This window comes from Pseudomonas fluvialis, assembly GCF_002234375.1.
GTDB classification, from domain to species: domain Bacteria; phylum Pseudomonadota; class Gammaproteobacteria; order Pseudomonadales; family Pseudomonadaceae; genus Aquipseudomonas; species Aquipseudomonas fluvialis.
On record NZ_NMQV01000005.1, the window covers coordinates 89,172 to 115,286 of the forward strand.

Annotated in this window: 28 protein-coding genes; 11 read left to right on the plus strand and 17 right to left on the minus strand. The window is 64.5% G+C overall.

What is annotated here, in order from left to right:
- Positions 1-33: 33 nt before the first annotated feature.
- Positions 34-693, plus strand: a complete 660-nt coding sequence (gene ytfE / locus CFY91_RS03995; protein ID WP_093985055.1) for an iron-sulfur cluster repair protein YtfE — start codon at positions 34-36, stop codon at positions 691-693.
- Positions 694-756: 63 nt separating this feature from the next.
- Here ytfE and CFY91_RS04000 read toward each other — a convergent pair whose 3' ends face one another.
- The 7 genes from CFY91_RS04000 to CFY91_RS04030 all read right to left on the minus strand — a co-directional run bounded on the left by CFY91_RS04000 (position 757) and on the right by CFY91_RS04030 (position 8,357).
- A complete protein-coding gene (locus CFY91_RS04000; RefSeq protein ID WP_093985056.1) occupies positions 757-2,004 on the minus strand; it encodes an acyl-CoA dehydrogenase family protein in 1,248 nt (415 codons plus the stop codon).
- Between the two features lie 166 nt (positions 2,005-2,170).
- Positions 2,171-2,608: a hypothetical protein gene (locus CFY91_RS04005; protein WP_093985057.1), complete on the minus strand. Its 438-nt coding sequence runs from the start codon at positions 2,606-2,608 to the stop codon at positions 2,171-2,173.
- 21 nt (positions 2,609-2,629) lie between these two features.
- The gene (locus tag CFY91_RS04010; protein WP_093985058.1) at positions 2,630-3,820 is read right to left on the minus strand and encodes an NnrS family protein; all 1,191 of its coding nucleotides are present in this window, start codon (positions 3,818-3,820) and stop codon (positions 2,630-2,632) included.
- A 149-nt stretch (positions 3,821-3,969) separates the two neighbouring features.
- A complete protein-coding gene (locus tag CFY91_RS04015) occupies positions 3,970-5,091 on the minus strand; it encodes a dihydrolipoamide acetyltransferase family protein (RefSeq protein WP_093985059.1) in 1,122 nt (373 codons plus the stop codon).
- A gap of 21 nt (positions 5,092-5,112) precedes the next feature.
- Positions 5,113-6,102: an alpha-ketoacid dehydrogenase subunit beta gene (locus CFY91_RS04020; RefSeq protein WP_093985060.1), complete on the minus strand. Its 990-nt coding sequence runs from the start codon at positions 6,100-6,102 to the stop codon at positions 5,113-5,115.
- Positions 6,095-7,195, minus strand: a complete 1,101-nt coding sequence (pdhA, locus tag CFY91_RS04025; protein WP_093985061.1) for a pyruvate dehydrogenase (acetyl-transferring) E1 component subunit alpha — start codon at positions 7,193-7,195, stop codon at positions 6,095-6,097. The genes CFY91_RS04020 and pdhA overlap by 8 nt, the downstream gene beginning before the upstream one ends.
- A 130-nt stretch (positions 7,196-7,325) precedes the next feature.
- A complete protein-coding gene (locus CFY91_RS04030) occupies positions 7,326-8,357 on the minus strand; it encodes a Glu/Leu/Phe/Val dehydrogenase dimerization domain-containing protein (RefSeq protein ID WP_093985062.1) in 1,032 nt (343 codons plus the stop codon).
- Positions 8,358-8,502: 145 nt separating this feature from the next.
- On the opposite strand from CFY91_RS04030, the gene CFY91_RS04035 reads away from it, so the two are divergent.
- Positions 8,503-9,576 carry an alpha/beta hydrolase family protein gene (locus tag CFY91_RS04035; RefSeq protein WP_133063668.1) on the plus strand — a complete coding sequence of 358 codons (1,074 nt, stop codon included), beginning with the start codon at positions 8,503-8,505 and terminating at the stop codon, positions 9,574-9,576.
- Between the two features lie 65 nt (positions 9,577-9,641).
- Here the strand turns inward: CFY91_RS04035 and CFY91_RS04040 are convergent, their stop codons facing one another.
- The 5 genes from CFY91_RS04040 to CFY91_RS04060 all read right to left on the minus strand — a co-directional run bounded on the left by CFY91_RS04040 (position 9,642) and on the right by CFY91_RS04060 (position 13,385).
- Positions 9,642-10,553 carry an SDR family oxidoreductase gene (locus tag CFY91_RS04040; protein WP_093985064.1) on the minus strand — a complete coding sequence of 304 codons (912 nt, stop codon included), beginning with the start codon at positions 10,551-10,553 and terminating at the stop codon, positions 9,642-9,644.
- Positions 10,554-10,653: 100 nt separating this feature from the next.
- Entirely contained in the window at positions 10,654-11,199 is a 546-nt protein-coding gene (locus tag CFY91_RS04045) for a DUF1569 domain-containing protein (protein ID WP_093985065.1), read from the minus strand.
- A gap of 2 nt (positions 11,200-11,201) precedes the next feature.
- Positions 11,202-12,110 (minus strand): alpha/beta fold hydrolase, encoded by a 909-nt coding sequence (locus CFY91_RS04050; protein WP_093985066.1) that lies wholly within the window; start codon positions 12,108-12,110, stop codon positions 11,202-11,204.
- Positions 12,107-12,883 carry a class II aldolase/adducin family protein gene (locus CFY91_RS04055; protein WP_093985067.1) on the minus strand — a complete coding sequence of 259 codons (777 nt, stop codon included), beginning with the start codon at positions 12,881-12,883 and terminating at the stop codon, positions 12,107-12,109. Before CFY91_RS04055 ends, CFY91_RS04050 begins: the two co-directional genes overlap by 4 nt.
- Positions 12,884-12,932: 49 nt before the next feature.
- Positions 12,933-13,385: a flavodoxin gene (locus CFY91_RS04060; RefSeq protein ID WP_093985068.1), complete on the minus strand. Its 453-nt coding sequence runs from the start codon at positions 13,383-13,385 to the stop codon at positions 12,933-12,935.
- A gap of 94 nt (positions 13,386-13,479) precedes the next feature.
- On the opposite strand from CFY91_RS04060, the gene CFY91_RS04065 reads away from it, so the two are divergent.
- On the plus strand, positions 13,480-13,926 hold the full coding sequence (locus tag CFY91_RS04065) for a PAS domain-containing protein (protein WP_093985069.1): 447 nt from the start codon (positions 13,480-13,482) through the stop codon (positions 13,924-13,926).
- Between the two features lie 128 nt (positions 13,927-14,054).
- Here CFY91_RS04065 and CFY91_RS04070 read toward each other — a convergent pair whose 3' ends face one another.
- Positions 14,055-15,833: an acyl-CoA dehydrogenase C-terminal domain-containing protein gene (locus CFY91_RS04070; RefSeq protein ID WP_093985070.1), complete on the minus strand. Its 1,779-nt coding sequence runs from the start codon at positions 15,831-15,833 to the stop codon at positions 14,055-14,057.
- A gap of 197 nt (positions 15,834-16,030) precedes the next feature.
- Positions 16,031-16,981, minus strand: a complete 951-nt coding sequence (locus CFY91_RS04075) for a MerR family transcriptional regulator (RefSeq protein ID WP_093985071.1) — start codon at positions 16,979-16,981, stop codon at positions 16,031-16,033.
- A gap of 125 nt (positions 16,982-17,106) precedes the next feature.
- On the opposite strand from CFY91_RS04075, the gene CFY91_RS04080 reads away from it, so the two are divergent.
- The 5 genes from CFY91_RS04080 (at position 17,107) to CFY91_RS04100 (ending at position 19,896) form a co-directional block, all read left to right on the plus strand.
- Positions 17,107-17,568 carry a thiol-disulfide oxidoreductase DCC family protein gene (locus CFY91_RS04080; protein WP_093985072.1) on the plus strand — a complete coding sequence of 154 codons (462 nt, stop codon included), beginning with the start codon at positions 17,107-17,109 and terminating at the stop codon, positions 17,566-17,568.
- Between the two features lie 215 nt (positions 17,569-17,783).
- Positions 17,784-18,494, plus strand: coding sequence for a dihydromonapterin reductase (gene folM, locus CFY91_RS04085; protein ID WP_093985073.1), 711 nt, complete (start codon positions 17,784-17,786; stop codon positions 18,492-18,494).
- A 22-nt stretch (positions 18,495-18,516) separates the two neighbouring features.
- A complete protein-coding gene (gene folE, locus CFY91_RS04090) occupies positions 18,517-19,077 on the plus strand; it encodes a GTP cyclohydrolase I FolE (protein WP_093985074.1) in 561 nt (186 codons plus the stop codon).
- Positions 19,078-19,452, plus strand: a complete 375-nt coding sequence (gene folX / locus CFY91_RS04095; protein ID WP_093985075.1) for a dihydroneopterin triphosphate 2'-epimerase — start codon at positions 19,078-19,080, stop codon at positions 19,450-19,452.
- Between the two features lie 99 nt (positions 19,453-19,551).
- A complete protein-coding gene (locus tag CFY91_RS04100) occupies positions 19,552-19,896 on the plus strand; it encodes a HopJ type III effector protein (protein ID WP_093985076.1) in 345 nt (114 codons plus the stop codon).
- A 12-nt stretch (positions 19,897-19,908) separates the two neighbouring features.
- Here the strand turns inward: CFY91_RS04100 and CFY91_RS04105 are convergent, their stop codons facing one another.
- A complete protein-coding gene (locus tag CFY91_RS04105) occupies positions 19,909-20,799 on the minus strand; it encodes a LysR family transcriptional regulator ArgP (protein ID WP_093985077.1) in 891 nt (296 codons plus the stop codon).
- Between the two features lie 100 nt (positions 20,800-20,899).
- Here CFY91_RS04105 and CFY91_RS04110 point away from each other — a divergent pair, with 100 nt between their 5' ends.
- The 3 genes from CFY91_RS04110 to CFY91_RS04120 all read left to right on the plus strand — a co-directional run bounded on the left by CFY91_RS04110 (position 20,900) and on the right by CFY91_RS04120 (position 24,529).
- Positions 20,900-21,496 (plus strand): LysE/ArgO family amino acid transporter, encoded by a 597-nt coding sequence (locus CFY91_RS04110; RefSeq protein ID WP_093985078.1) that lies wholly within the window; start codon positions 20,900-20,902, stop codon positions 21,494-21,496.
- A gap of 184 nt (positions 21,497-21,680) precedes the next feature.
- Positions 21,681-22,262, plus strand: a complete 582-nt coding sequence (locus CFY91_RS04115) for a superoxide dismutase (RefSeq protein ID WP_093985079.1) — start codon at positions 21,681-21,683, stop codon at positions 22,260-22,262.
- Between the two features lie 203 nt (positions 22,263-22,465).
- Entirely contained in the window at positions 22,466-24,529 is a 2,064-nt protein-coding gene (locus tag CFY91_RS04120) for a putative bifunctional diguanylate cyclase/phosphodiesterase (RefSeq protein ID WP_093985080.1), read from the plus strand.
- A gap of 3 nt (positions 24,530-24,532) precedes the next feature.
- Here the strand turns inward: CFY91_RS04120 and CFY91_RS04125 are convergent, their stop codons facing one another.
- Positions 24,533-25,420: a GIDE domain-containing protein gene (locus tag CFY91_RS04125; protein WP_093985081.1), complete on the minus strand. Its 888-nt coding sequence runs from the start codon at positions 25,418-25,420 to the stop codon at positions 24,533-24,535.
- 1 nt (position 25,421) lies between these two features.
- Positions 25,422-25,994, minus strand: coding sequence for a LemA family protein (locus tag CFY91_RS04130; protein ID WP_093985082.1), 573 nt, complete (start codon positions 25,992-25,994; stop codon positions 25,422-25,424).
- Between the last annotated feature and the right edge of the window lie 121 nt (positions 25,995-26,115).

Sequence of the window (26,115 nt, forward strand, 5' to 3'; positions counted from 1 at the left end):
ACGTTCTTGTCCGTCACCTACGAGGGCTGCGCGATGCGCGAACAGTTGCTGCAACAAACCCTGGGCCAGTTGGCCAGCCAGATCCCCGGCGCGACGCGCCTGTTCCGTGAACATCAGCTGGATTTCTGCTGTGGCGGCCAGCACACCCTGGAGCAGGCCTGCCAGCAGCCCGGCCTGAACCGCGAACAGCTGCTTGAGGCGCTGCAGGCCCTCAGCCAGCAGCCGGGTAGCGACCAGGACTGGCAGGCCACCGCCACGCCGGCGCTGATCGACCACCTGCTGACCCGCTACCACGCCCGCCATCGCCAGCAGTTCGAGGAACTGATCCGCCTGGCCAGCCGTGTCGAGCAGGTACACGCGGCCAGCGGCGACTGCCCACATGGCCTGACCGATTTTCTGCATGAAATGCGCGAAGCACTGGAGAGCCACATGATGAAGGAAGAGCAGATTCTCTTCCCCATGCTGCTGCAGGGTGCGGGCAGGATGGCCGGCGGGCCGATCTCGGTGATGCGCTTCGAGCATGACCAGCACGGCGACGCGCTGGCCGAACTGAGCACGCTGACCAACGACATGCAACCACCCGCGGGCGCCTGCAATACCTGGCGGGCGCTGTACCGCGGGCTGGATGAACTGCGCAACGACCTGCTGCAGCACATCCACCTGGAGAACGACATCCTCTTCCTGCGCAGCTGATCAGCACAGCCCGCACGCGCATGACCCGCGGCCCGCTCCTGCGAGCTGCGGGTCATGTTGCCCTCAATAGTGCGGCGGCGTCAGGTAGGCAGCCGCACTGCCCAGTCGCTCGGCACTGTCCTTGAGTTCCATGCGCGCAATGCTGCGCAGGTGCACTTCGTCCGGGCCGTCGGCAAAGCGCAACGAACGGCCGAACACATACAGATCAGCCAGCGGAGTGTCCGGTGTCAGGCCCATGGCACCAAATACCTGCATGGCCCGGTCAACCACCCGCGCATGCATGCGCGGCACGATGGCCTTGATCATGGCGATTTCCTTGCGCGCCGCCTTGGCCCCCACCGCATCGATCATCCAGGCGGCCTTGAGCACCAGCAGGCGGGCCTGCTCGATCTCGATACGCGACTCGGCGATCCAGTCGCTGATATTGCTGTACTGGCTGAGGTAACGACCGAAGGTCTTGCGTTCCTGGCAACGTTCGAGCATCAGCTCCAGGGCCAGCTCGGCCATGCCGATCGAACGCATGCAGTGGTGGATGCGTCCCGGCCCCAGGCGCGCCTGGGCCATCATGAAACCATCGCCTTCGCGGCCCAGCAAATTGCTGGCCGGCACGCGCACGTCCTTGAGCAGCAGTTCGCTGTGACCTTCCGGCGACAGGTGGTTGAGTACCGGGATATTGCGCAGCAGTTGCACCCCCGGCGTATCGAACGGCACCAGGATCATGCTCTGCTGACGGTGTGCCTCGCCGTCCGGGTCGGTCTTGCCCATCACGATCAGCACCTTGCAGTTGGGGTGCGAGGCATTGGTGATGAACCACTTGCGGCCGTTAATGACGTAATCGTCACCGTCGCGGCGGATCAGCGTCTGGATGTTCGCGGCATCCGAAGAGGGCACGTCCGGCTCGGTCATGGCAAAGGCCGAGCGGATCTCGCCATTGAGCAGCGGCACCAGCCAGCGCTCACGCTGCTCGGGGCTGGCAAACATGTGCAGCAGCTCCATGTTGCCGGTGTCCGGGGCATTGCAGTTGAAGACTTCCGAGGCCCAGCTGACACGCCCCATGATTTCCGCCAGCGGCGCATATTCCAGGTTGCTCAGGCGAGTGCCCGGCTCATCGTCATGCAGTGACGGCAAGAACAAATTCCACAGTCCCTCGGCACGCGCCAGCGCCTTGAGGTCGTCCATGAACGACACCGGGTACTGCCCGGCCTGCACCTCCTGATGCCACTGGCCGATGCGCGGCACGATGTGCGCATCCATGAAGTCGCGCAGCTGGCGACGCAAGGCTTCCACTTTGCTGCTGTAGGCAAATTCCATGAGACAGACCCCTGACTGGCGAAAGGATGGGCGAACAGCCCTCATGGACTACAGCCTAGGCGCTGACCGCGCCCTACAACAGCTAGTTGCCGTCGCTGAATCGCCCGTCATAAGCAAGCCTGCAACTGCACGCCACCTTGATCTGGGTCATTGTCGGCAGGGCCGCTCAGGCAAACACGAACAATCCCTTGGCCAGCAAGACAATCAGCACCATCTGCGCCAGCACGGCATACAGCAGCCGTGCCTCGCGGCGCGCAGTCATCTGCCCGCTGCGGCGCAGCCAGGCCAGCGCGCCATAGTGAACGACGATGCTCAGCGCCAGGCCAATCTTCAGCCACAGCAGCAACCCCGCCAGCACCTCGGGGGCTGCTCCCAGCAGGCTGCGGTAGTGCCAGGCCAGGTAGAAGCCGGCGCCATACAGCAGGCCGACCACCCAATGCAGCAACTGCCGGGTGCGTGCCGCCAGGGCCAGCTCCGCGGTCTGGCGCTGCGTATCGGACAGCCCCCGCAAGGCCGCCGGCATGATCAGCAGCTGATAGAACAGCGTGCCGAAGAAGGCGATGGCGGCCAGCAGGTGAACGCTCTTGATCAACCAGAACAACATGCCCGCCCTCCCCGTTCGCCGTCAGCCTGGATGGCCGTCCACCCGTGGCCGACACAACATCGGCGCATACAGGCCCAGATAGATCAGCAGCGCCGCGGCCCAGCAGAGCATGGCCAGCCACAGGCTGAGCGCCGGCCATACCTCGACCAGCAACACGCGCACCAGCGCCGCCACGTTGAGCAGGATGAACCCCGCCGCCATGCCGCGTGGCAGTACCAGTGGCCGCCCGGTATGGCCCAGGCTGACCCGCGCCAGCATGGCCAGAATCAGCCCGGCCATGCTGCCCACGGTCAGCGCGTGCAGGGGCGGGCTGGCATTGCCGAGCAGCCCGGCATGCCACAGCGCCATGCCCAAGCAGGCCAGCACCAGCCAGGCATAGGCCAAGTGCAGCGACCACAACAGCGGCACGCGAAGCAGGCCTGGGTCGAACCAACGCACCAGGCGAATGGCATGCCCTACGCCGAGCGCCAGGAACACTACCGCCACCAGCCAACTGGCCTGCAAAGCCACACCACTGACATGCAGTACGGCCACCAGCAGGCTGCCCAGCAACAACGCCCAGTCCAGTTTCGGCCAGGCCGCTACCTGCTGCACACGGCCCAGGCCACGCTGGGTAAAGAAGGGAATCACCCGGCCACCGATCAGCCCCATCAGCGCCGCCACCAGCCACACCGCGCCGAGCGCCCCCTGGCGCTGCCAGGCATCATTGGCCTGCCAGACACCCAGCAGATTGACCGCGTCGGCCAAGGCCAGCAGCAGCAGGACCACCACGATGGGATAGTTGCGCGTCTGGCGCACCGCCCAGAGCATGCGCCCCAGGGTCAGCGCGACCAGCACGAAGAAGCCGACATTCAGCAGTACCAGCAGCGCGCCGGGCACCAGCGGCAACCAGGCCAGGCGTGCCGCCAGCCACACCAGCACCAGCAACAGCAGCGGACGGCCGCTGGGCGCGGCCTGGCCGGTCCAGGTTTGCCCGGCGGTGAGCAGGAAACCGGCAATGATCGCACCGGCAAAACCGAACACCAGTTCGTGGCGGTGCCAGGCCAGCCAGCCACCACTCGGCTGCAGGCTACCCAGGTGGCCGAACAGGCCAAGTATCCACAACGGTACGGCGAGCAGCGCCAGCACGCTGCCGAGCAGGAAAAAAGGACGGAAACCCAGGCGCAGCAAGGGCGGGATCATCAGGGCTTTGCGTTTATCGATAATCTGCATCGCAATTCCAACCAGGTACGAATGAGGCGGCGCGAGCGGCCGGCCAGCGACAGGCTGTCGCAGGGTTAGGATCACCCCTGGCCAGGTCGCCGGCCATGCGTGAGGTCAAGAAACTTCCTCAGCGCGGACAGTTTATCCGACTAATGCACTCAGTTATCACCTCGATCAGCCTGCGCCTGCTGCAAATGCTCGACCAGCGCACGCAGAAAGCGTGCCGCCTCGCCGCCGGTAGCCACCCGGTGATCAAAGGTCAACGATAGCGGCAGCACGGCATGCACCTCGGCACGCCCGGCGCAGGCCACCACTTCATCACGGATCCCCCCGGCGCCGACGATCGCCACCTGCGGCGGCAGCACCACCGGATTGGCGTAGCGACCGAACAGCGTGCCGAAATTGGACAGGGTCAGCGTGGCACCCTGCATTTCCTGCGGCGGAATGCTGCGGGCCTGCACATCGGCCCGCAGGCGTGCGATCCCCTCGCGCAGGTCGGCGGCGCTGCGTCGGCCGACATCGCGCAACACCGGCACGAACAGCCCGTCCGGGGTATCCACGGCGATCCCCAGATCAAGCTGGGCATGCTGGCGCAGGCTCAGCGTGCGCCCGTCGAACCAACTGTTGAGCAGCGGCTCGACCTGGCAGGCGTGGGCGATCGCCTGGGCCAGACGCACCAGCGGATCACGTGCCTGCCCCCACTGCTGCAGGTCGGCATCGCCAAACAGGGTGACCGGCACCACTTCGGCATGCGAACGCACCATGTTCAGCGCCATGCTGCGCCGTACTCCGCGTAGCCGCTCACCGGCAAACGCCGCCTGCTGTTGCGCCGCCGCTTCGACATCGGCACGACTGATCAGCCCATCCGTACCGCTGCCGCTCAGCCCCTCCAGGGCCACGCCGAGCTGCCGCGCCAGCTGGCGTACTGCCGGCGTGGCGCGTGGCGCGGCAAAGGCGCGGCTGCTCGCGGCAGCACCAATACAGAAGTCATCGCTCTGCTGGCTGTCGCCGCCCTGCAGGTTGCCAACCACGGTGGCCGCCTCGCCTTCGCCCTGGTAGGCCAGCAGCGGCTCGCCGACATGCAGGATGTCGCCGGGCGCACCAAAGGTCTGCAGCACTTCGCCGGCATAGGGCGCGGGAATATCGACAATCGCCTTGGCGGTCTCCACTGACACCAGCAACTGATCGGCCTGTACCTGATCGCCCGCCTGTACATGCCAGGCGACGATCTCCGCTTCCTGCAGGCCTTCGCCCAGGTCGGGCAGTTTGAAATATTTCATCGGTAGCCTCCCGGGGTTCGTTCAGGGCTGCGCGAGCAGTTGGCGGCAAGCCGCGACGATGTCCGCCACGCTGTGCATGTACAGCGGTTCCAGGCGATACAGCGGCGGTGGGATATCCGCCGCGGCCAGGCGCTGGATCGGTGCCTGCAGGTCGAGGAAACAACGCTCATACAGGCTGGCGGCTATTTCCGCGCCCAGGCCGGCGCTCTGCGGCGCTTCCTGGACGATCAGGCAACGCCCGGTCTTGCGTACCGAGGCTTCCAGGCTGGCCATATCCAGCGGCTTGAGGCAGGCCACATCGAGCAACTCCACGGATACCCCCTGCTCGGCCAGCTGCCGGCTGGCCTGCAGACATTCGTGGATGCTCGCGCCCCAGCTGAGCAGGGTCAGGTCGCTGCCCTCGCGCAGGGTGAAACAGCTGTCCAGCGGCAGGCGCCGGCCATCGTCAGACAACGGCTGCGGGTTCATCCGGTACAGCCGGGTGGGTTCGAGAAACAGCACCGGGTCCGGGTCATCGATGGCCGCCAGCAGCAGCCCATAGGCGCGTGCCGGCGAGGACGGCACCACCACGCGTAGCCCGGGAATATGCGCAAACAGCGCCTCCACCGCTTCGCTGTGATGTTCCGGCGCACGAATCCCCGCGCCCATCGGGCTGCGTACTACCAGCGGGCAACTCAAGCGCCCGCGGGTGCGATTGCGCAGGCGACTGGCGTGCGAAATCAGGTGTTCCATGGCCGCATAGATGAAACCGAGGAACTGGATTTCCAGCACCGGCCGCAGCCCCTGCGCCGCCATACCCACGGCAACCCCGGCGAGCATGGTCTCGGCCAGCGGGCTGTCGATCACCCGCCGCGCACCAAAGGCCTCGCGCAGACCGGCGGTGGCGCGGAACACCCCGCCATTGACGCCAACATCCTCGCCCAGCACCAGCACCTCGGGGTCGTCACGCATGGCGCGGTGCAGCGCCAGGTTGACCGCTTCCAGCAGGCTGTAACGCGTCGTGTCATTCATCGACAGGCCCTCCGGCGGGACGCTGCGCCATGCGCTCGCGCCAGGCATCGCGCTGCTCGGCCAGAGCCGCCGGCCAGCGTGCATAGACGTGTTCGAAGAGACTTTCCGGGCTGGGCGCGGTGATGGCGTCGAAACGTGCCACCGCCGCCTCGATACGCGCCTGGCAGTCGGCCACGCAGGCCTGTTCGTGCGCCTCGTCCCAGGCCCCCCGCGCGGCCAGAAAACGCTGCAGGCGGCGCAGCGGCTCGGCCTCCCAGGCCTGGCGCACCTGCGCACTGTCGCGGTAACGGCTGGCATCGTCGGCAGTGGTGTGATCGCCCAGGCGGTAACTGAGGCACTCCACCAGGCTCGGGCCCTTGCCCTGGCGGGCACGCTGCAGGGCACGGCCCAGGCACTCGTGGAGGGCCAGCACATCGTTGCCATCCACCTGCTCACCGGGAATCCCCGCGCCCAGGGCCTTTTGCGCCAGCGTGGCAGCCGCGCACTGCAAATGGCGCGGCACCGAAATGGCCCACTGGTTGTTGTTGACCACGAATACCACCGGCAACTGCCAGGCACCGGCCACGTTGAGTGCTTCGAGAAAATCGCCCTTGCTGGTCGCCCCGTCGCCGCAGGTGGTCACCGCGACCCGGGCCTGGCCGCGGATACGAAATGCCGAGGCCACGCCACAGGCATGCAGGGCCTGGGTGGCAATCGGCACGCAGGGCGGAAAATCCTCGGCCACCGCCGGGTCGGCATAGGCGCTGCCACGTTCGTCACCGCCCCAGTAGAGGAGGATTTCCTCCATGCGCACCCCGCGCAGCAACTGCACGGCGGTATCCCGGTAATAGGGCACCAGCACATCCTCGGCGTGCATCAGGCTGCCCAGTACCACGCCAATCGCCTCCTGGCCGAGGGTTGGCGCATAGGTGCCGATACGCCCGGTGCGCTGCAGCGCCACGGCTTTCTGGTCGAACAGACGGGTCAGCAACATCTGCCGGTACAGCACGCGCAGTTGCTCGGTATTCTCGGCGCAGGCCGGCAGCTCGCCCAGCGGCTGGCCATCGGCTTGCAGATAGCGGGTCAGAGGGACCTGCGGTTGCACGAAGGGCATAACGACACCTCCCACGGCAAGGGCCAAGCGCCGGGTAGGCGCTGAGCCGATTACCCACCTGGGTAAGGCGGGCCGGGTATGGCGCGACACTCAATAGGGCGTTGCACAACACGCGACGTTGTTTAACGGCCTATTGCTGCGCCGCGCCGTGCAGCAGCGCCTCGGCACGCGCCACGGCAATGCGCGTTGGCGAACAGTTGTGTGCCTGTGCCTGGGCGTAGATGTCGGTCAAGCGTAGTCCGATCTGCGCCAGTTCGGCGGTCAGTCGGCTGGCCGGCTCCCCCAGGTAATGCAGGGCGGTATGCAGGAGCGCACCGATGTTGATGACGAAATCCGGGGCCAGCAGGATGCCACGCGCTGCCAATTCCTCGGCCAGCTCGGGAGCGGCCAGCAAGCCATCGACCGCACCAGCCACTGCCGCGCAGCGCAGGCCAGCGACGCGCCGACTGTCCAGCAGGCCCTGCCCGCTGCAAGGCACCAGCAGGTCACAGGGGCTGGCCAGCAACACCTCGCTCTCCAGCACCCGCGCACCCAGCTCGTCTTGCGCCAGTTCCAGGCGCCCCGCATCCGCATCGCTGACCAGCAGTTCCACGCCAGCGGCTGCCAGCTGTGCGGCCAACGCCCAGCCGAGGTCGTCGAGGCCATGCACGGCTACGCGCAAGCCACTCAGGTCGTCACTGCCCAGGCGTGCCATGGCCGTGGCACGAATAGCGGCGAACACACCCAGCGCACCGTGCAGGGCCGGCTCACCCTGCGCCGAGATGCCGCCGACATAACGCGTGTATTGCGCCAGGCAGTCCATGTCGGCGCATGAACTGCCTTCATCGGCGATGCCTACCACCCGCCCGGATAGTTCATCCAGCACACGGCCAAAGGCTTCGAAGAGCTCGGCGCGGCTACGCACATGCGCGGGCCGGCGCAACCAGGCATGCCCGCCGGAAAACGGCAGGCCAGCCAGGGCAGTACGGTAGCTCATGCTGCGTGCACGTTGCAGCGTGCGCTGCAACGCCTGGTATTCATCCTCCCAGGGCAGGTAGCTGCAACCCGCCAGCGCCGGCCCCCGCTGCCCCGGCTGCACAGCGATGATCGCCTGCAGGCCGCTGCGCGGATCCTGCACCAGATGTAGCGCCTGCGCGCCGCTCGACTGCATCTGCCTGAACATCTTCACGCTCTCCGGGGCTTCATGCGCTGAGTATAGGTGGCAGCTCACCGGCAGCCAGTCACCCTTCCCCCATCTGGGCGATGGTCGCTGTTCCAGGCCGGCGTAGGCTGTGCCCACCCCAAACAACAACAAAAAAGGGTTCACCATGCGGCAACTGCTGCTTTCCTGCCTGCTCTGCCTGTGCGGACTGGCCCAGGCCGCCACCGGCGTGTTTCCCGACTCGACCTTCAACAACCTTGATCATGGGCTGTACTGGTTCGGCTATGGCGACACCTGGCAAAAGGCCGTGCCCGGCCAGAGCAATGCCTACTACAACGCCAGCAAGCCCACGCTGATCTATGTGCATGGCTGGCAGAACGGTTCGACGCAGAAGAAGAACCGCGAGACCTTCAACCGCAAGGACGCCGGCGGCCCGGATCTCGACCTGGCCTATGCCTGGCTGGCCGCCGGCTACAACGTCGGCATCCTCTACTGGAACCAGTTCGCCGACGAGGGCGAGGTGAAGGACGCCGAGGCGAAGATCTGGACCGCCAGCGGCCCACGCGCCATGCGCTGGCGCAACAGCAGCGGCGTGTACAGTGCCGGCCCGAATATCTCGGCGGGTGAACTGCTGTTTCGCAGCTATCGCGACAACCTGGCTGGCTACAGCGGCAGCAATATCCGCCTGGTCGGTCATTCGCTGGGCAATCAGATGGCCATCGTGATCACCAAGAAGATCAGCGATGCGGTCAGCGCCGGCAGCATGAACAGCAAATTGCTGCCCAAACGGGTAGCCCTGCTCGACCCTTTCTACTCCAACCAGGCCAAGAGTTACCTGGGTAATAAGTGGGTCGGCGAGGTCTGCCGCAGCTACGTCAGTGAACTCAAGAGCAAGGGTGTGATCTTCGAAGCCTACCGCTCCTCCGGGGCCAGCAGCACCGGTTTCATCGGCGACAGCAACAGCGGGCTGATGAACATGACCGCCTTCAGCGAGCTCAAGCCCTGGTACTTCGGTTCCACCCAGCTGACCGAGAAGCACAACGCGGCGGTCTGGCACTACCTGTGGTCGTTCAGCTTCAACCCGCCGCTGATCAGCGGCACCAGCAACCAGGCCGCCTCGGCCAGGACCAGCGATAGCCGCATCGGTACCCTGATGAACGGCACCCAGAAGCTGGTGCAGGACCAGGGCGCCTATACAAAGGAACCCTCGGACGACAATTTCAAGCTGCAGGCACGCTGAAGCCTGGGGCGCACACGACAAGGCCGGCGAAAGCCGGCCTTGTCGTGTCTGCGGGAAAAGCCGGATCAGCCGGCAAAGCGCTGCAGGTTGGCAAGCATTTCCTTCATGGCCTCGATGTTGTCCTTCGGATGGGCCGCCCCCGCGAAGTCACAGATCTGCGCGAAGTTGTCCGCCACGTCTTGCGGACTGAAGCCAGCGCGCGGATCGAAACCCACGCCCAGGCTGCGTTCCCAGCGCACCTTGCCCATCCAGCCACCGCCGACTTCAAACAAGCTGCCGGTTTCCTGGCACGCCTGACTGGCCAGGAACACCACCAGCGGACTGACCAGTTCGGGCTTGAGCTGCTCGAACACCTGCGGCGGAATCAGCCCCTCGGTCATGCGCGTGCCGCCGGTAGGCGCGATGGCGTTGACCAGGATATTGCTCTTGCGGCCCTCGATGGCCAGGGTGCGGGTCAGGCCATACAGGCCCAGCTTGGCCATGCCGTAGTTGCTCTGGCCGAAGTTGCCGTAGATGCCGGAGGTCGAGGAGGTGAAGATCACCCGGCCATACTGCTGCTCGCGCAGGTGTTCCCAGGCCGCGCGGGTGACCTTGTAGGCGCCTTCGACGTGGACCTTGTAGACCAGCTCCCAGTCGGTGTCTTCCATCTTGTGGAAGGACTTGTCACGCAGGATGCCGGCGTTGTTCACCACCACGTCGATGCGCCCGAAGCTGTCCATGGCCTGCTGGACGATTTTCTCGCCATCGGTCACCGAGTCATGGTTGGCCACCGCGCTGCCACCGGCCTCGCGGATCTCCGCCACCACCCGGTCGGCCGCCGAGGCATTGGCGCCCTCGCCATGGGTACTGCCACCCAGGTCGTTGACCACTACCTTGGCGCCCAGCTGGGCAAACAGCAGGGCATGGGCGCGCCCCAGGCCGCCGCCGGCACCGGTGACAATTACCACTTTGTCGTCAAAACGCACGGTATCACTCATCACAGACCCTCCCGTTCGGCTTAGCTATGGATGGCCAGTGTGCGCAGCGCGCAACGCTCCGGCAAGCAAGGCGCTCGGCGCTGAATGCACGGCGATAAGGTCAGGCTATGGGCTGCCCATTGGCGCGCAGCAGCGCCAGATGGTTGTACAGGTGCAGCACGTGGGCCAGGGCATACTCGTCATGACTCAGCTCGCCATAGGCAAAGTGCGCCGCCAGGCGGCCACGATGCGCGGCAAAACGCGCAAAGGCCAGTTGCAGGCGCGCCAGCGCCACACGCACTTCGCCAGGCTCGTTCAGCTCCGGCGCACCGGGAATCGCCTCGTCAAGTGGATGGCGCATCGCACCACGCGCGGCAAACACACTGAAGGCCAGCGGCCCAGCCGTGTGGCGGAACCAGGCGGGCTTGAGCTGGGGATAACCATCGATCGAATAGTCCACGCTCTGTGCGCAATGGTTGAACACCATGGCCGGCGGCCAACCCGCCACGCTGTGCAGACTGGCCTGCGCCAGGCGCTCGAGCAGTTGCATGGCGGCCGGCAGGGTCAGGGCGGCCGGCGCCGCCGCCAGGGGCAGGCGCCAGTAACCGGTAGCGGCGGTGCCGAGGCCGGCCACGCCGAGCAGGCCAAGCAGGTGTCGACGTTGCATGATCAGTCCTCTTGAGTGGTGGCCTGGCCCGCCCCGGCCAGTGCCTGACGAAATGCCAGGTAATGTTCCAGCACCCGCGGCGCAGCCTCGAGTTGCGGGTAGTGGCCGATCCCGTCCAGCAGCACGCAGTCGGGCTCGGCCAGCAGTTCGCGGTAACGCCGCACCATGTGCGCCCCGGAGATCGGATCGGCCGCACCATCGATGACCCGCAGCGGCACACCGGCCTGCTGCATGGCCGTCACCCAGCGCTGGCGGTGCAGCCGTCGCTCGGGCATGTAGCCCATCAGCCGGTGCATCACCCGAGTGCCGTCGTTATGCGCGATCAGCGTCCAGAACGCCTCCAGCTCGGCTGGGCTGGGCGGCGTGTGCGGCCCGAATATGCGGGTGAGGTTCTGCGCCAGCGCGGCAGGCGAAAACAGCCGGCCGAGCAGCGGCCCCAGCGGACCGAGCAACAGCTTCTGCATAAGCAGCGGGCGATGGGTTTCCGGAAACAGGCCGCCATTCAGGAACACGCAGCTGGCCAGGCGGGCCGTTCCTTGCTGATGCCGCGCCAGCAACTCCTGGGCCACGCTGTCACCGTAGTCGTGGGCCAGCACATGCACGGGCTGATCGACCGCCAGCTGCGCCAACAACGCCTGCTGTACATCGGCCTGCTCCAGCAGGCTGTAGGCATGGCCACGCGGCTTGGCCGAGTAGCCGAAGCCGAGCATGTCGCAGGCAATCACCCGGTAACGCTGCGCCAGCGGCTGCCACAACAGGTGCCAGTCCCAGCTGGCCGTGGGGAAGCCGTGGATCAGCAACAGCGGCTCGCCCTCGCCCGCCGTCCAGTAGCGGATGCGCTGGCCGTGCCAGAGTAAATCGTGCCCCTGCGCCTGCCAGTCGGCCAGGGCGATGCCCGGCAGGCCGCTCACTGGTCGTAGCCCGGCATCTGTGCGTCGAGCTTGCGCAACAGCGCCGGCCAGGGCAGCGCACCGCCCATGCCCTGCGGGCTTTTCATCACCCCGGCGATCATCCCCGCCGCACCGTCGAGAATCGCCTGCGGGATGTGGATCAGCTCACCACCACCACTTTGCGCCATCACCTGGATCTCACAGGCGCGCTGCAGGGTAAACATGCCGAGGAAGGCATCGGCGATGCTGGCGAAGGCGGTGAGCAGACCGTGGTTGGGGAGGATCATGAAATGCTTGTCGCCCAGGTCAGCCTGCAGGCGGGCCTTCTCGTCGTGGTGCAGCGCCACGCCTTCATAACCGTGGTAGGCCAGGCTGGCCAGCACGAACAGTGACTGCTGCGACAGCGGCAGCAAGCCCTGCTTCTGCACCGACACGGCGATACCGGCCGGCGTGTGGATGTGCAGCACGCAACCGACGTCGCTACGCGCTTCATGCACCGCGCTGTGGATGGTGTAGCCGGCCGGATTGATGTCGAACGGGCTGTCCATCAGCTTGTTGCCGGCCAGGTCGACCTTGACCAGGCTGGAGGCAGTGATTTCGTGGAACATCAGCCCGTAGGGGTTGATCAGGAAGTCCTCGGTACCAGGCACCTTGGCCGAGATGTGGGTGAAGATCAGGTCGTCCCAGCCGTACAGGGCAATCAGCCGGTAACAGGCCGCCAGGTCGATACGCGCCTGCCACTCCTCGCGGCTAACCTGATTCTTCAAGCTGGGAAACTGCAGGGATGCAGACATGATGCGCCGCCTCTTGTTGTTGTTTTCGGCGAGGATGACAGCCCGTGCCTCAGCCGCGCAAGGCGCCCGCCAACTGATCCAGCCAGGGCTCGGCGTCCAGCTCCGGGGTCACCGTTTCGCTGGCATCCAGACGCAGCATCGGCAATACCTCGCGCAGGCCAATGTCGGCATACAACTCACGCACCTGCTCGCCGGCGGCACAGAAGCTGTCGCCATAACTGGAATCCCCCAGCGCCAGTACCGCCGCCGGCAGGCCGTACCAGGCCGGTGGCTGATCGCGCAGGCTGGCATACAGCGCCTGCAGATTGTCCGGCAGCTCGCCCATGCCCGTGGTAGCGGTCACCACCAGCAAGGCCTGCGGGGCAAAGGCCTCCAGCTCGGCGCGCTGCACACGCGGCTGGTGCCAGGCCTCGAAGCCTGCCGCCTGCAGGCGCGCCTGTGCGTGGCGAGCCACTTCCTCGGCCGTGCCGTAGACCGTTCCCGAGACAATCGCTACTTTCATGAAGACTCCGTCATACTTGGAAATGCGCAGGATTATGCCGCAAAGTGCGGCGTTATCTTAGAATGCCGCCAACCTGAACCGGGAAGTCCCTTCGATGATCAACGCCAAGCTGCTGCAACTGGTAATCAACGCCTCCAACGATGGCATCGTGGTCGCCGAGCAAGAGGGCGAAGACAACATCCTGATCTACGCCAACCCGGCGTTCGAGCGCCTGACCGGCTACAGCGTCGACGACATCCTCTACCAGGATTGCCGTTTCCTGCAGGCTGGCGACCGCCAGCAACCTGCCCTGCAAGCCATTCGCGAAGCGGTTCGTGAACATCGCCCGTGCCGGCAGATCATCCGCAACTACCGCAAGGACGGCACACCGTTCTGGAATGAATTGTCGATCACCCCGGTGGTCAACGAAGCCGACCAGCTGACCTACTACATCGGCATCCAGAAAGACGTCACCGACGAAGTCGAGGCACTGGAGCGCGTGCGCCAACTGGAAGCCCAGGTGGCCGAACTGCAGGCGGAACTGGCCCGCTGCAAGGGCTGAACAAAAAAACACCCGCTGCGTCGGGCAACGCAGCGGGTGAAAGATGAAGGGGGATCAGCCCCTTCCCACTGGCATAAAAAGATCCGACAGCCAAAAGGGGATGTGGCAGCTGCCGGATTGCGCAGTCGTTACACGGCGAACTCTTCCTCACTGAAGGCCATCAGCGTGGCCTTGCCCGCCAGAACTTCGGCCAGCAGGCTGTCGGTTTCGGTCAGCACGCGCGCCATGTAGAAGTCCGCCGATTTGAGCTTGGCACCGTAGAACGCCGTCTCGCTGCTACCGGCGGCCAGCTTCTGCTGGGCCACCAGGGCCATACGCGACCACAGCCAGGCCAGGGTAGTCAGGGCAAACAGGCGCAGGTACGGCACCGACGCAGCACCGGCCTGCTCGGGGTCCTTCATGCCTTCGCTGGCAATCCACAAGGTGGCCTGCTGCAGCTGCTTGAGCGCCTTGCCCACTGCGGCCGCGTGCGGCGCTTCGGGATTGGCTTTCAGCCAGCCTTCGACCAGGGCGAAGAAGCCGCGTACGGCACGCCCACCGCCCAGGCCCAGCTTGCGACCGACCAGGTCCAGCGCCTGGATGCCGTTGGTGCCTTCGTAGATGCGGGTGATGCGGCAGTCACGCACCAACTGCTCGATGCCCCAGTCCTCGGTGAAGCCGGAGCCGCCGAGCACCTGCAGGCCCTCGTTGGCGCAGGCGAAGCCCTCGTCGGTGAGGAAAGCCTTGACCACCGGGGTGAGCAACTGCACCAGATCGTCAGCCTGCTGGCGCACTTCGGCGTCCTCGTGATCGTGGGCGACATCCAGGTGCAGGCCGGTAAAGTAGGCCAGCGCACGGCAGCCCTCGATCATCACCTTCTGGCGCAGCAGCATGCGCCGCACGTCCGGGTGTACCAGAATCGGGTCGGCCGGCTTGTCGGCGGCCTTCGGGCCTGACAGCGAACGGCTCTGCAGGCGTTCCTTGGCGAAGCCGAGGCTGATCTGGTAGGCGCTCTCGGCGATCCCCAGGCCCTGCATGCCGACCATCAGGCGCGCCGAGTTCATCATGGTGAACATGCACTTGAGGCCCTTGTTCGGCTCGCCGATCAGCCAGCCCTTGGCGCCTTCGAAGTTCATCACGCAGGTGGCCGACCCCTTGATGCCCATCTTGTGCTCCAGGCCACCGCAGAAAGCCGGGTTGCGTGAGCCGTCTTCGAGGAACTTGGGCACCAGGAACAGTGAGATGCCTTTAACGCTGTCCGGTGCATCGGGCAGCTTGGCCAGCACCAGGTGGATGATGTTGTCGACCAGGTCCTGCTCGCCGCCGGTGATCCAGATCTTGGTGCCGCTGATCGCATAGCTGCCGTCCGCCTGCGGCGTGGCGCGGGTGCGGATCAGACCCAGGTCAGTGCCGCACTGCGGCTCGGTCAGGCACATGGTGCCGGTCCACTCACCGCTGATCAGCTTGGGCAGGTACTGTTCCTGCTGCTCGCGGGTGCCGTGCTGAGTCAGCGCATTGATCGCACCATGGGTCAGCCCCGGGTACATACCCAGCGACAGGTTGGACGAGCAGACCATCTCCTCGACCATCATGTTCAGCACATGCGGCAGGCCCTGACCACCGAACTCCGGAGTACAGGCCAGTGCGGTCCAGCCACCTTCGGCGAATTGCTTGTAGGCGGCCTTGAAACCGTCCGGGGTCTTCACTGTCTTGCTCACCGGGTCATAGTGACAACCCTGCTTGTCACCGGAACCGTTGACCGGTGCCAGGACGTTTTCCGCCAGCTTGGCGGCCTCTTCCAGAATGGCGCCACCGAGATCGTTTCCGAACTCGCGCTGCGTGGGCAGCGACTGCAGGGTGGCATAGGCGTCGAGCAGTTCGTCGAAGACAAACTGCATATCACGAAGCGGGGCGCGATAAGCGGGCATGCGGCATTCCTCAAAGCTGTACAGGAAAAATATCTGTACAGCTTTTGTATAGCCATTTGCAGCTTTAGGCAAGGATTTTTTGTACAAGCCGTACAGGTTATGCCGTGCGCGGCATGGCTCCGCACAGCCGCAATCGGCCAGAGCTGGCTGACAGCAGCCCGGCACATCTCAGCAGATCAGGGAAAACGCAGGGTGTGTCAGGTGTCCAGCTGACCCGCCAGGAAACGCTGCAAGCGGCGCGACATTAGTCCTGGAGCATTGCCCAGACAGGCCACTGGCGTACCGCTGAGCGCTTCGCCACCCAGCTCGGCGGCCTCGCCGGCCAGCGCCAGCGGACAACCCAGGCCCAGCGCCAGACGCTGCAACTGGCGGGGCAGTTCGGCACTCGGCGCATGGTTGGAAAACAGCACCAACGCCTGCGGCTGCAATTTCTCGCAGACCAGCGCCAGCTCATCCAGTGGCTGTCCGAGCGCCAGCACACTCACCGCCCATTCGTTGCTGCCCAGCAGGAGTCCGGCCACCCACAACTCCAGCTCATGGCAATGCCCGGGAATCGCCACCAGCAATACCCGCTCCTGTGCCGGATTACGCGCCAGTTGCAGGCGCTGCAGTACCCGCGCGCGCAGAAAACTGTCGAGGAACAGCCACTCGCTGGTCTGGCCGAACTGCTCGCGGCGCAGCAACAGGTCCTGCCAGATCGGCAGGAAGATATCGGCAAACACCACGGCCAACGGATAGGTGGCGAACACCTGGCCGTACAGGCGCTCCAGCTGCAGCTCATCAAAACGCGACAAGGCCAGGCGGATCTGTGTCTGCCACTCGCCCCACTCGCCCTCGGCCAAGGCCTGATAAGGCTCGACGACTGGCGCCTTGGCTGCCTCGTTCTTGGCGAGAATCTTGCCCACCTTGCTGACCGCCACGCCCCGCTCGATCCACGCGAGGATGCTGCGTACCGCCTCGATATCCGCCTGCGAGTAAAGACGATGACCGCTGTCGGTGCGGGTCGGCTGAATCAGCCCATAACGACGCTCCCAGGCCCGCAGGGTCACCGGATTGACGCCGGTCAGGCGCGACACTTCACGAATCGGAAACAACTCTTCCTGCTTGAAGGCAGCGGCAAGCGTGGGAGTACCGGCGATGTCGTTCATAGCGTGGCCAGGCAGGTCAGAGAAAGGCCGGCATTGTACCCCAGGGGCAAGCCAGCATACATTGTACCTAGGTTATACAACTCGCAGATTCAGCATAAGCCGCCTCACATCACCCTGGAGCACTCATGCACTGGCCCCTGACCCTTTATTACGATGGCGCCTGTCCCCTCTGCGCCCGGGAAATCGCCGTACTGCGCCGACGCTGTAGTGTCGAGCGCCTCGTGCTGGTCGATATCAGCCTGGCAGACTTCGACCCGCAGCAGGCCGCCACGCCACCACTCGCCGCGTTGCAGGCGCGCCTGCATGCCCGGGATGCCGCCGGCCACTGGTATATCGGCCTGCAGGCCACCGCCGCCAGCTGGCAGGCCGCCGGACTGCGACGGAGCGCCTGGCTGTTGCAGCGCCGCTGGCTGCAACCCGTGTTACAACCACTGTATGCCGCGTTCTGCCGACTTCGCCCACATCTCGGCCGCCTGCCCCACCCGCAAGGCGCCAGTCGCTGCACAGAGGAAACCTGCACAACGCAGAGCAGCGACCACGCAAAAACACCGACAAGAGCTGTACATAAAGACCATTTCGTACAATAAAAAACCTACGCGACGCACATTATCAACCAGCAAAAATTGTTTATAATCAATTAGATAACACTAAAAGCCAGCAGCAAGCCATCTCCACACAATACTCATGGTTGTACAAACAAGAGCAGTGGTATAAGTTTCTTAGTACGTTCAGACGGCCAAACGCAGCTCAGGTCAGGTTATGCGCGCGGTCGCTGAACGCCCACTTTCTTGTCGAGGCCCCCATGAGCCCAGCGCAGCTCCCCATCCTGATCACCGGCGCCAGTCAGCGCATCGGCCTGCATTGCGCGCGCCGCCTGCTCGATGAAGGCCATCCGCTGATCATCAGCTATCGCACCCTGCGCCCGGCAGTCAATGAGCTGGCCGAACGCGGCGCCTGCGTATTGCAGGCCGATTTCAGCGACAGCACCGGCATAGTCGATTTCATTGCCCGCCTGCGCCAGGCCTGCCAGGGATTGCGCGCCATCGTGCACAATGCCTCGACCTGGCAGGCCGATCCGTCCAGCGAGCAAGCCGCCGCCTTCACCCGGCTGTTCAACGTACACATGCTGGCGCCCTACCTGATCAACCTGCACTGCAGCGACCTGCTGCAGCACGGCGGCCCCGCCGACATCGTGCACATCAGCGATGACGTAGCACGCAAGGGCAGTGCCCAGCGCATTGCCTACTGCGCCAGCAAAGCCGGGCTGGACAGCCTGACCCTGTCGTTTGCCGCGCGCTTGGCGCCGCAGGTCAAGGTCAATGGCATTGCCCCGGCGCTGATTCAGTTCAACGAGGGCGATGATGCCGACTATCGCGCCCGCACCCTGGCCAAGTCGGCCCTGGGCATCGAACCGGGTGCCGAGGTGATCTACCAAAGCCTGCGTTACCTGCTGGACAACCCGTACCTCACCGGCACCACACTCACCGTCAACGGCGGCCGTCACCTCAAATGAGGCGGCCTGCGAGGATTTTTCCATGAGCCAAGAACTGTCCACCCATTACCAGCACATCCTCGTCGGCCTGGGCGAGAATCCGCAGCGCGAAGGCCTGCTGGATACCCCCAAGCGTGCCGCCAAGGCCATGCAGTACCTGTGCAACGGCTATCACAAGAGTCTCGACGAGGTGGTCAACGGCGCACTGTTCGAGTCGGATAACGACGAGATGGTGATTGTCCGCGATATCGAGCTGTACTCACTGTGCGAGCACCACCTGCTGCCGTTCATCGGCAAGGCACACGTTGCCTATATTCCCACCGGCAAGGTGCTGGGACTGTCCAAGGTGGCACGTATCGTCGATATGTTCGCCCGCCGCCTGCAGATCCAGGAAAACCTCACCAAGCAGATCGCCGACGCCATCCAGCAGGTCACCCAGGCCGCCGGCGTCGCCGTGGTCGTCGAGGCCCAGCACATGTGCATGATGATGCGCGGTGTGGAAAAGCAGAATTCGGTAATGACGTCCTCGGTGATGCTCGGTGCCTTCCGCGAGTCGTGCAATACCCGCCACGAATTCCTCACGCTGATCGGACGGAGCAAGTAAATGCCGAGACTGGAACCGGGCATGGCGCGCATCCGCGTCAAGGATCTGCGCTTGCGCACCTATATAGGTATCAAGGAAGAGGAAATCCTCAACCGCCAGGATGTGCTGATCAACCTGACCATCCTCTACCCCGCGCAACAGGCGGTAGCGGATAACGTGATCGAGCAGGCACTCAACTACCGCACGATCACCAAGGCGGTGATCGCCCATGTGGAAGGCAATCGCTTTGCCCTGCTGGAGCGCCTGACCCAGGAAATCCTCGACCTGGTCATGACTCATCCGGCGGTGCGCTATGCCGAAGTGGAAGTCGACAAGCCGCATGCCCTGCGCTTTGCCGAATCGGTATCCATCACCCTCGCCGCACATCGCGACTGACCGTCCATTTGCTCCCGCGCCGGCCGGCTGGCATGCTCGCCGGCCGGCGCGACCTATACTATCGCGCCTACCCTGTCGCCTTTTCCGGGAGCCCTGCGCATGACCGCACTCGAGCACTTTCGTGCCCAATTACACAGTGGCCAGCATCTGTTCAGCCAAACCCTGGCGTTCATTGCCGAACACTATGACTACCAGCCTGCCGCCTTCCGCAACGGCACACTGGACAATCCAGCCGGGCAGAATGAAGGCTCCTGCAAGTTGCTCGGCCTGGCCCTGCTCGAAGGGTTGAGCCTGGAAGAAACCCTGCAGGCCTTTGGTGAGCATTACCGCCAGGTGCTGGGTCACCCGGAGGGCAAGGATCACGGCAATATCCGCGCCCTGATGGATACCGGCCTGGCCGGCGTCAGCTTCAGCAGCCTGCCGCTACAGCGCAAGACCCCCTGAGCCACAGCCCATTTACCAGGCATGCAGGTGTGTCTGGCCATAGTCGCGCAGGGCAGCCGTCAAGCCATCCAGCAAAGCGCCGCCCTGCCGCCAGTAATGCCAGTACAGCGGCACATCAATGAACTGCCCGGGCAGCAACTCGACCAGTTCGCCACCTGCCAGCAACTCACGCACCTGTAGCTCAGGCACCAGCCCCCAACCCAGCCCGGCCAGGGCCAGCTGCACAAAACCCTCCGAAGAGGGACACAGGTGGTGGTTGAAATGCCCATGCACACCGAGCGCGGCCAGATAGCGGTGCTGTAGCTGGTCATCCGGGCCGAATACAATGGCCGGCACCTGCGCCAGCCGGGTGCGCTGCACACCATCGGCAAAATACCGGGCCATGAACGCCGGACTGGCCAGCGCCAAGTAACGCATGCGTCCCAAGGCCAGGCTGCGCGCGCCCGCCACGGGACGCTCTGCTGCGCACAGACAGGCCGCCACCTCGCCGGCGCGCATACGCTTGAGTCCTACCTGCTGGTCTTCGACCACCAACTCCAACAGTACCTGTTGCTGCGCACAGAAGTCGGCCACCGCCGGCGCCCACCAGGTGGCCAGGCTGTCGGCATTCAAGGCGATGCGCAAACGCTCGGGCTGCTGACTGTCTGCCAGCGCCGGCACCACCCGACGCAGGTCGCGCTCCAGCCAGCGCACCTGCTGGACATGGTTAAGCAGACGCATGCCCAACGGGGTAGCCTGCGGCGGCGTGCTGCGTTGCAACACCGGCTGGCCAACCCGCGCCTCCAGCAGCTTGATGCGCTGCGATACCGCCGACTGCGACAACCCCAGGACCTGAGCGGCACGTTCGAACCCGCCCTGCTCCACCACTGCAGCCAGGGCTAGCAGCAACTTGTAGTCAAACACATCATTTTTCCTAATGAATCATCAGCATGATTTGTTTTCCTTATACAAGCAGCCCCCCCAGACTGACCAGCACCTTCTCGCCCCCTGGAACTTTCAAGACATGTGGCAAAGCTATAGCAACGGCCTGCTGGTGGCCTTCGGCCTGATCATGGCGATCGGCGCACAAAACGCCTTCGTACTCGCCCAGAGCCTGCGTCGCGAGCACCACCTGCCGGTGGCCGCACTGTGCGTACTGTTCGATGCCCTGCTGATGTCTGCCGGCGTGTTCGGCCTGGCCAGCCTGATCAGCCAAAGTCCCTGGCTGCTCTCGATCACTCGCTGGGGGGGTGTGCTGTTCCTGCTGGTTTACGGCATCCTGGCCCTGCAACGCGCGCTACGCCCGCAAGGCCTGGACCCTTCCAGCGCCGCCCCCCGTTCGCGCCGCGCAGTGCTGCTCGCCGCCCTCGCCGTGACGCTGCTCAACCCACACGTCTACCTGGATACCGTGTTGCTGATCGGCAGTCTGGGCGCGCAGCAAGCCGTTCCCGGCGCATACGCCGCCGGCGCGGCCAGTGCTTCGGCCTTGTGGTTCTTCGGTATCGCGCTGGGCGCCGCCTGGCTGGCTCCCTGGCTGGCACGCCCCGCCACCTGGCGTATTCTCGAGATACTGGTAGCCGGCATGATGTTCAGCGTGGCCTGGCAGCTGATCCACTGGTAGCGACCGCGCCAGGTCACCAGGCAAGGCTTTACCCCTACGCTTGGCGCGTGGATATGCAACGGAGCGGGTGCTACCATCGCTCCCCGCGATTACCCATACCGGATGCGGTAACCGCGCCAACGGCCGCTATAGAACGGCCCCAGCGCTTGTCGCACCCCCGCCTTGACCTGATAGGAGACACACCATGGCTTTCGAATTGCCGCCGCTGCCGTACGAGAAGAACGCCCTCGAGCCGCACCTGTCCGCCGAGACCCTGGAATTCCACCACGGCAAGCACCACAACGCCTACGTGGTAAACCTGAACAACCTGGTGCCGGGCACCGAGTTCGAAGGCAAGAGCCTGGAAGAAATCATCAAGACTTCCAGCGGTGGCGTGTTCAACAACGCTGCACAGATCTGGAACCACACTTTCTACTGGAACTGCCTGTCGCCGAACGGCGGTGGTCAGCCGACTGGCGCCCTGGCCGACGCGATCAACGCAGCTTTCGGCTCCTTCGACAAGTTCAAGGAAGAATTCAGCAAGGTCTCCATCGGCACCTTCGGCTCCGGCTGGGGCTGGCTGGTGAAGAAGGCCGACGGCTCCCTGGCCCTGGCCAGCACCATCGGTGCCGGCTGCCCGCTGACCAGCGGTGACACCCCGCTGCTGACCTGCGACGTGTGGGAGCACGCCTACTACATCGACTACCGCAACCTGCGTCCGAAGTACGTCGAGGCCTTCTGGAACCTGGTCAACTGGGATTTCGTGGCGGCCAACTACGCTGCGTAATGCCCACCGGGTTGCGCGCCGCGCACCCCGGAATCCGCTCCACACAACCCGGCCGCGTGCCGGGTTGTGCTTTTATCGCCCTCTGCGCATCGCAGCGACGGCTAAAAAACCAGTAAATTTTACCCCAGGCCCTTTGACGCCTGCCGGCACTTTGCCAATACTCAAGGCCAACCTCCCTTGCCTGTCGTACAAGGACCCGCCTTTTGAAGCTGGATCTCAAGCACAGCCTGTCGCTGAAACTGCTGCGCGTGGTACTGCTGGCCGCGCTATTGGTCGGCGTAGTGCTAAGTTGCGCACAGATCATCTTCGACGTGTACAAGACCCGCCAGGCGGTTGCCAATGATGCCCATCGTATTCTCGGCATGTTCCGCGACCCCTCCACACAGGCGGTCTACAGCCTGGACCGGGAAATGGGCATGCAAGTCATCGAGGGACTGTTCCAGCACGAATCGGTGCGTTTTGCCGCCATCGGCCACCCCAACGAACCCATGCTCGCCGAGCGGGCGCGCCCCTTGCTGGATGCCTCCTACCGCGTACTGACCGATCCCTTGCTGGGCAAGGAGCAGACCTTCACCACGCAATTGGTTGGCAAAGGCCCCTACAGCGAATACTACGGCGACCTCAGCATCACCCTGGACACCGCCCCCTACGGCGAGCAGTTCGTCACCAACTCGGTCATCATCTTCGTCTCCGGTGTGCTGCGCGCACTGGCCATGAGCCTGGTGCTGTATCTGGTCTACCACTGGCTGCTGACCCGCCCGCTGTCACGGATCATCGATCACCTGTCCACTATCAACCCGGATCGTCCCAGCGAACACAAGCTGCCCATGCTCAAGGGCAACGAACGCAACGAACTGGGTCTGTGGATCAACACCGCCAATCAGCTGCTTGCCTCCATCGAACGCAATACCCACCTGCGCCACCAGGCGGAAAGCAGCCTGCTGCGCATGGCGCAGTACGACTTCCTCACCGGCCTGCCCAACCGCCAGCAACTGCAGCAACAGCTTGACCAGATACTCGCCGATGCCGGCCGCCTGCAACGCCGTGTCGCCGTGCTTTGTGTCGGTCTGGACGACTTCAAGGGCATCAATGAACAGTTCAGCTACCAGACCGGCGACCAACTGCTGCTGGCCCTGGCTGACCGCCTGCGCGGGCACAGTGGCCGACTGGGCGCCCTGGCGCGCCTGGGTGGTGACCAGTTCGCCCTGATCCAGGCGGATATCGAACAGCCTTACGAAGCGGCCGAACTGGCACAACTGGTCCTCGATGACCTGGAAGAACCGTTCAGCCTCGGCGACCAGCAGGTTCGTCTGCGCGCCACCATCGGTATCACCCTGTTCCCCGAGGACGGCGAGAACACCGAGAAACTGCTGCAGAAAGCCGAGCAGACCATGACCCTGGCCAAGAGCCGCTCGCGCAATCGCTACCAGTTCTATATCGCCAGCGTCGACAGCGAAATGCGCCGGCGCCGCGAGCTGGAGAAAGACCTGCGCGATGCCCTGGCGCAGAACCAGTTGCACTTGGTCTACCAGCCACAGATCGACTACCGCGACATGCGCGTGGTAGGGGTCGAAGCCCTGCTGCGCTGGCAGCATCCGCAACACGGCTTTGTCGCCCCAGACCTGTTCATTCCCCTGGCCGAGCAGAACGGCAGCATCATTGCCATTGGCGAGTGGGTGCTCGACCAGAGCTGCCGGCAGCTGCGCGAATGGCACGACATGGGCTTCAGCGACCTGCGCATGGCCGTCAACCTGTCGACCGTGCAGCTGCACCATGCCGAGCTGCCACGCATGGTCAACAACCTGCTGCAGGCTTACCGTCTGCCGCCGCGCAGCCTGGAGCTGGAAGTCACCGAGACCGGTCTGATGGAAGACATCGGCACCGCGGCTCAGCACCTGCTAAGCCTGCGCCGCTGCGGAGCACTGATTGCCATTGATGACTTCGGCACCGGCTACTCGTCGCTCAGCTACCTGAAAAGCTTGCCGCTGGACAAAATCAAGATCGACAAGAGTTTCGTACAGGACGTGCTGGACGACGACGACGATGCCACCATCGTCCGCGCCATCATCCAACTGGCCCGCAGCCTGGGCATGCAGGTGATTGCCGAAGGCGTGGAAACCCGCGAACAGGAGTCGTACATCATTGCCGAGGGCTGTAACGAAGGGCAGGGCTACCTGTACAGCAAACCACTGGCTGCCCGCGACCTGACCCTCTACCTCAAACAAAGTCGCGAGCAGTCCGGCCATCCGGCCGCTTCACAAGTCTGAGGTCTACCAGAGGCGCTGCCACAGCCAGTGGCTGGCCGCCGCCCCCGCCAGGCACAGCAGCGCACCGCCCAGCGCCTGCCAGTAGAACTTGCGCAGCAACTCATCCTCTCCCGCACAGGACAGAATGTACGGCAGCCCTTCAGCGGGCTTGCTCAACACCTGCTGCAGCGGCGCCTGTACGGCACGCTGCTGTTCCTCCTGAGCTTCCAGGCGGGCCGCCAGTTGCACACGCTGCCACTCCTGAGCATCCAGCTGACCATCGCGGTTACGGTCGAAACGTCGCAACAGGTCGGGGTAATCGGCCTTCCACTGGCGGATCAGTTCCGCCTGCCGGCGTTGCTCGTTATTGGCCTGACGGCCGCCGCCCTGAGTTTGCAGCCAACCGATGGCATACAGTGGCTGCCCCGCATGCAGGCGTTCTTCCGTGTAACGATAGCGCTTGCCGAAACTCAGCAAAGCCCTGAAGCCACTCGGCGCCTCACCCAGTGGATGGCGCAGGCTGCCTTCCCACACCTGGCGGGTAGCCGGGCGCACCTCAGCCCCCAGCGGGTCGATCAGGCACTGGCCACTGCCATCGTCGAGCAACAGCCAGGCGTCGCTGGTAGCGCTCTCGACAACCTGCCAGCGACTGTTCTTGCCTGCCCGCCGGTACTCCTCGATACGATAACGCCACCACAGGCAGGCCTGGCGTGTCAGCGGGGCCTGCTGCGGCATCCCCTGCTCATGCAACACCCCGCACAGCTCGACAAAGCCCTGGGCGGCCGAGCGAATCTTCGAGGTCGGTGTATCACGCAGGTGATGCGCCTGCGACAAACGCCACATGCACCACCAGGCCCCACCGACCAGCGCCGCCAGGCTGAATGCCAGGGCGACCCAGCGACCGTCGTACATATCAGCTGAACAACTGCTTGAGGTCCACGTCAGCCTTCTCGGCTTCGCTAAAACGCAGCAGCTCGGCAGCCTGGAAAGCAAACAGGCGCGCCAGCACGACATCGGGGAACTGTTCGATGCGCACGTTATTCAGGTTGACCGCCTCGTTATACAGCTCGCGGCGATCGGCAATGCCACTTTCCAGACCACTGATGCGCTGCTGCAGATGCTGGAAGCTTTCGTTGGCCTTGAGCTGCGGGTAATTCTCGGCCAGTGCGAACAACTGCCCAAGCCCCGCCCGCAAACCGGTTTCGGCCGCGCCCAGGGCAGCCACGTCATGCCGGTCACGCGCCTGGGCTACGGCATTACGCGCCTGGATTACCTGCTCAAGAGTGCTGCGCTCATGCTGCATGTACTGCTTGCAGGCCTCCACCAGTTTGGGCAGCTCTTCATGACGCTGGCGCAACAACACGTCGATATTCGCCCAGGCCTTGCTCACGCCATGCTTCAAACGCACCAGCGCGTTGTACACCAGCACGGCATAGCCGCCCAGCAGCAACACACCGACCAGCAGGATTACGGCAGTCATCGACATTTCTACACCTCCACAATGGTTGCCGACATTCTAGGGGCTCCCGCTGCTCTTGGGTAAATCACCGTTCGCAACCTGGAGCACTCGCTCTACGCAATCACGCAGGGCACGCCTTGATTAACGA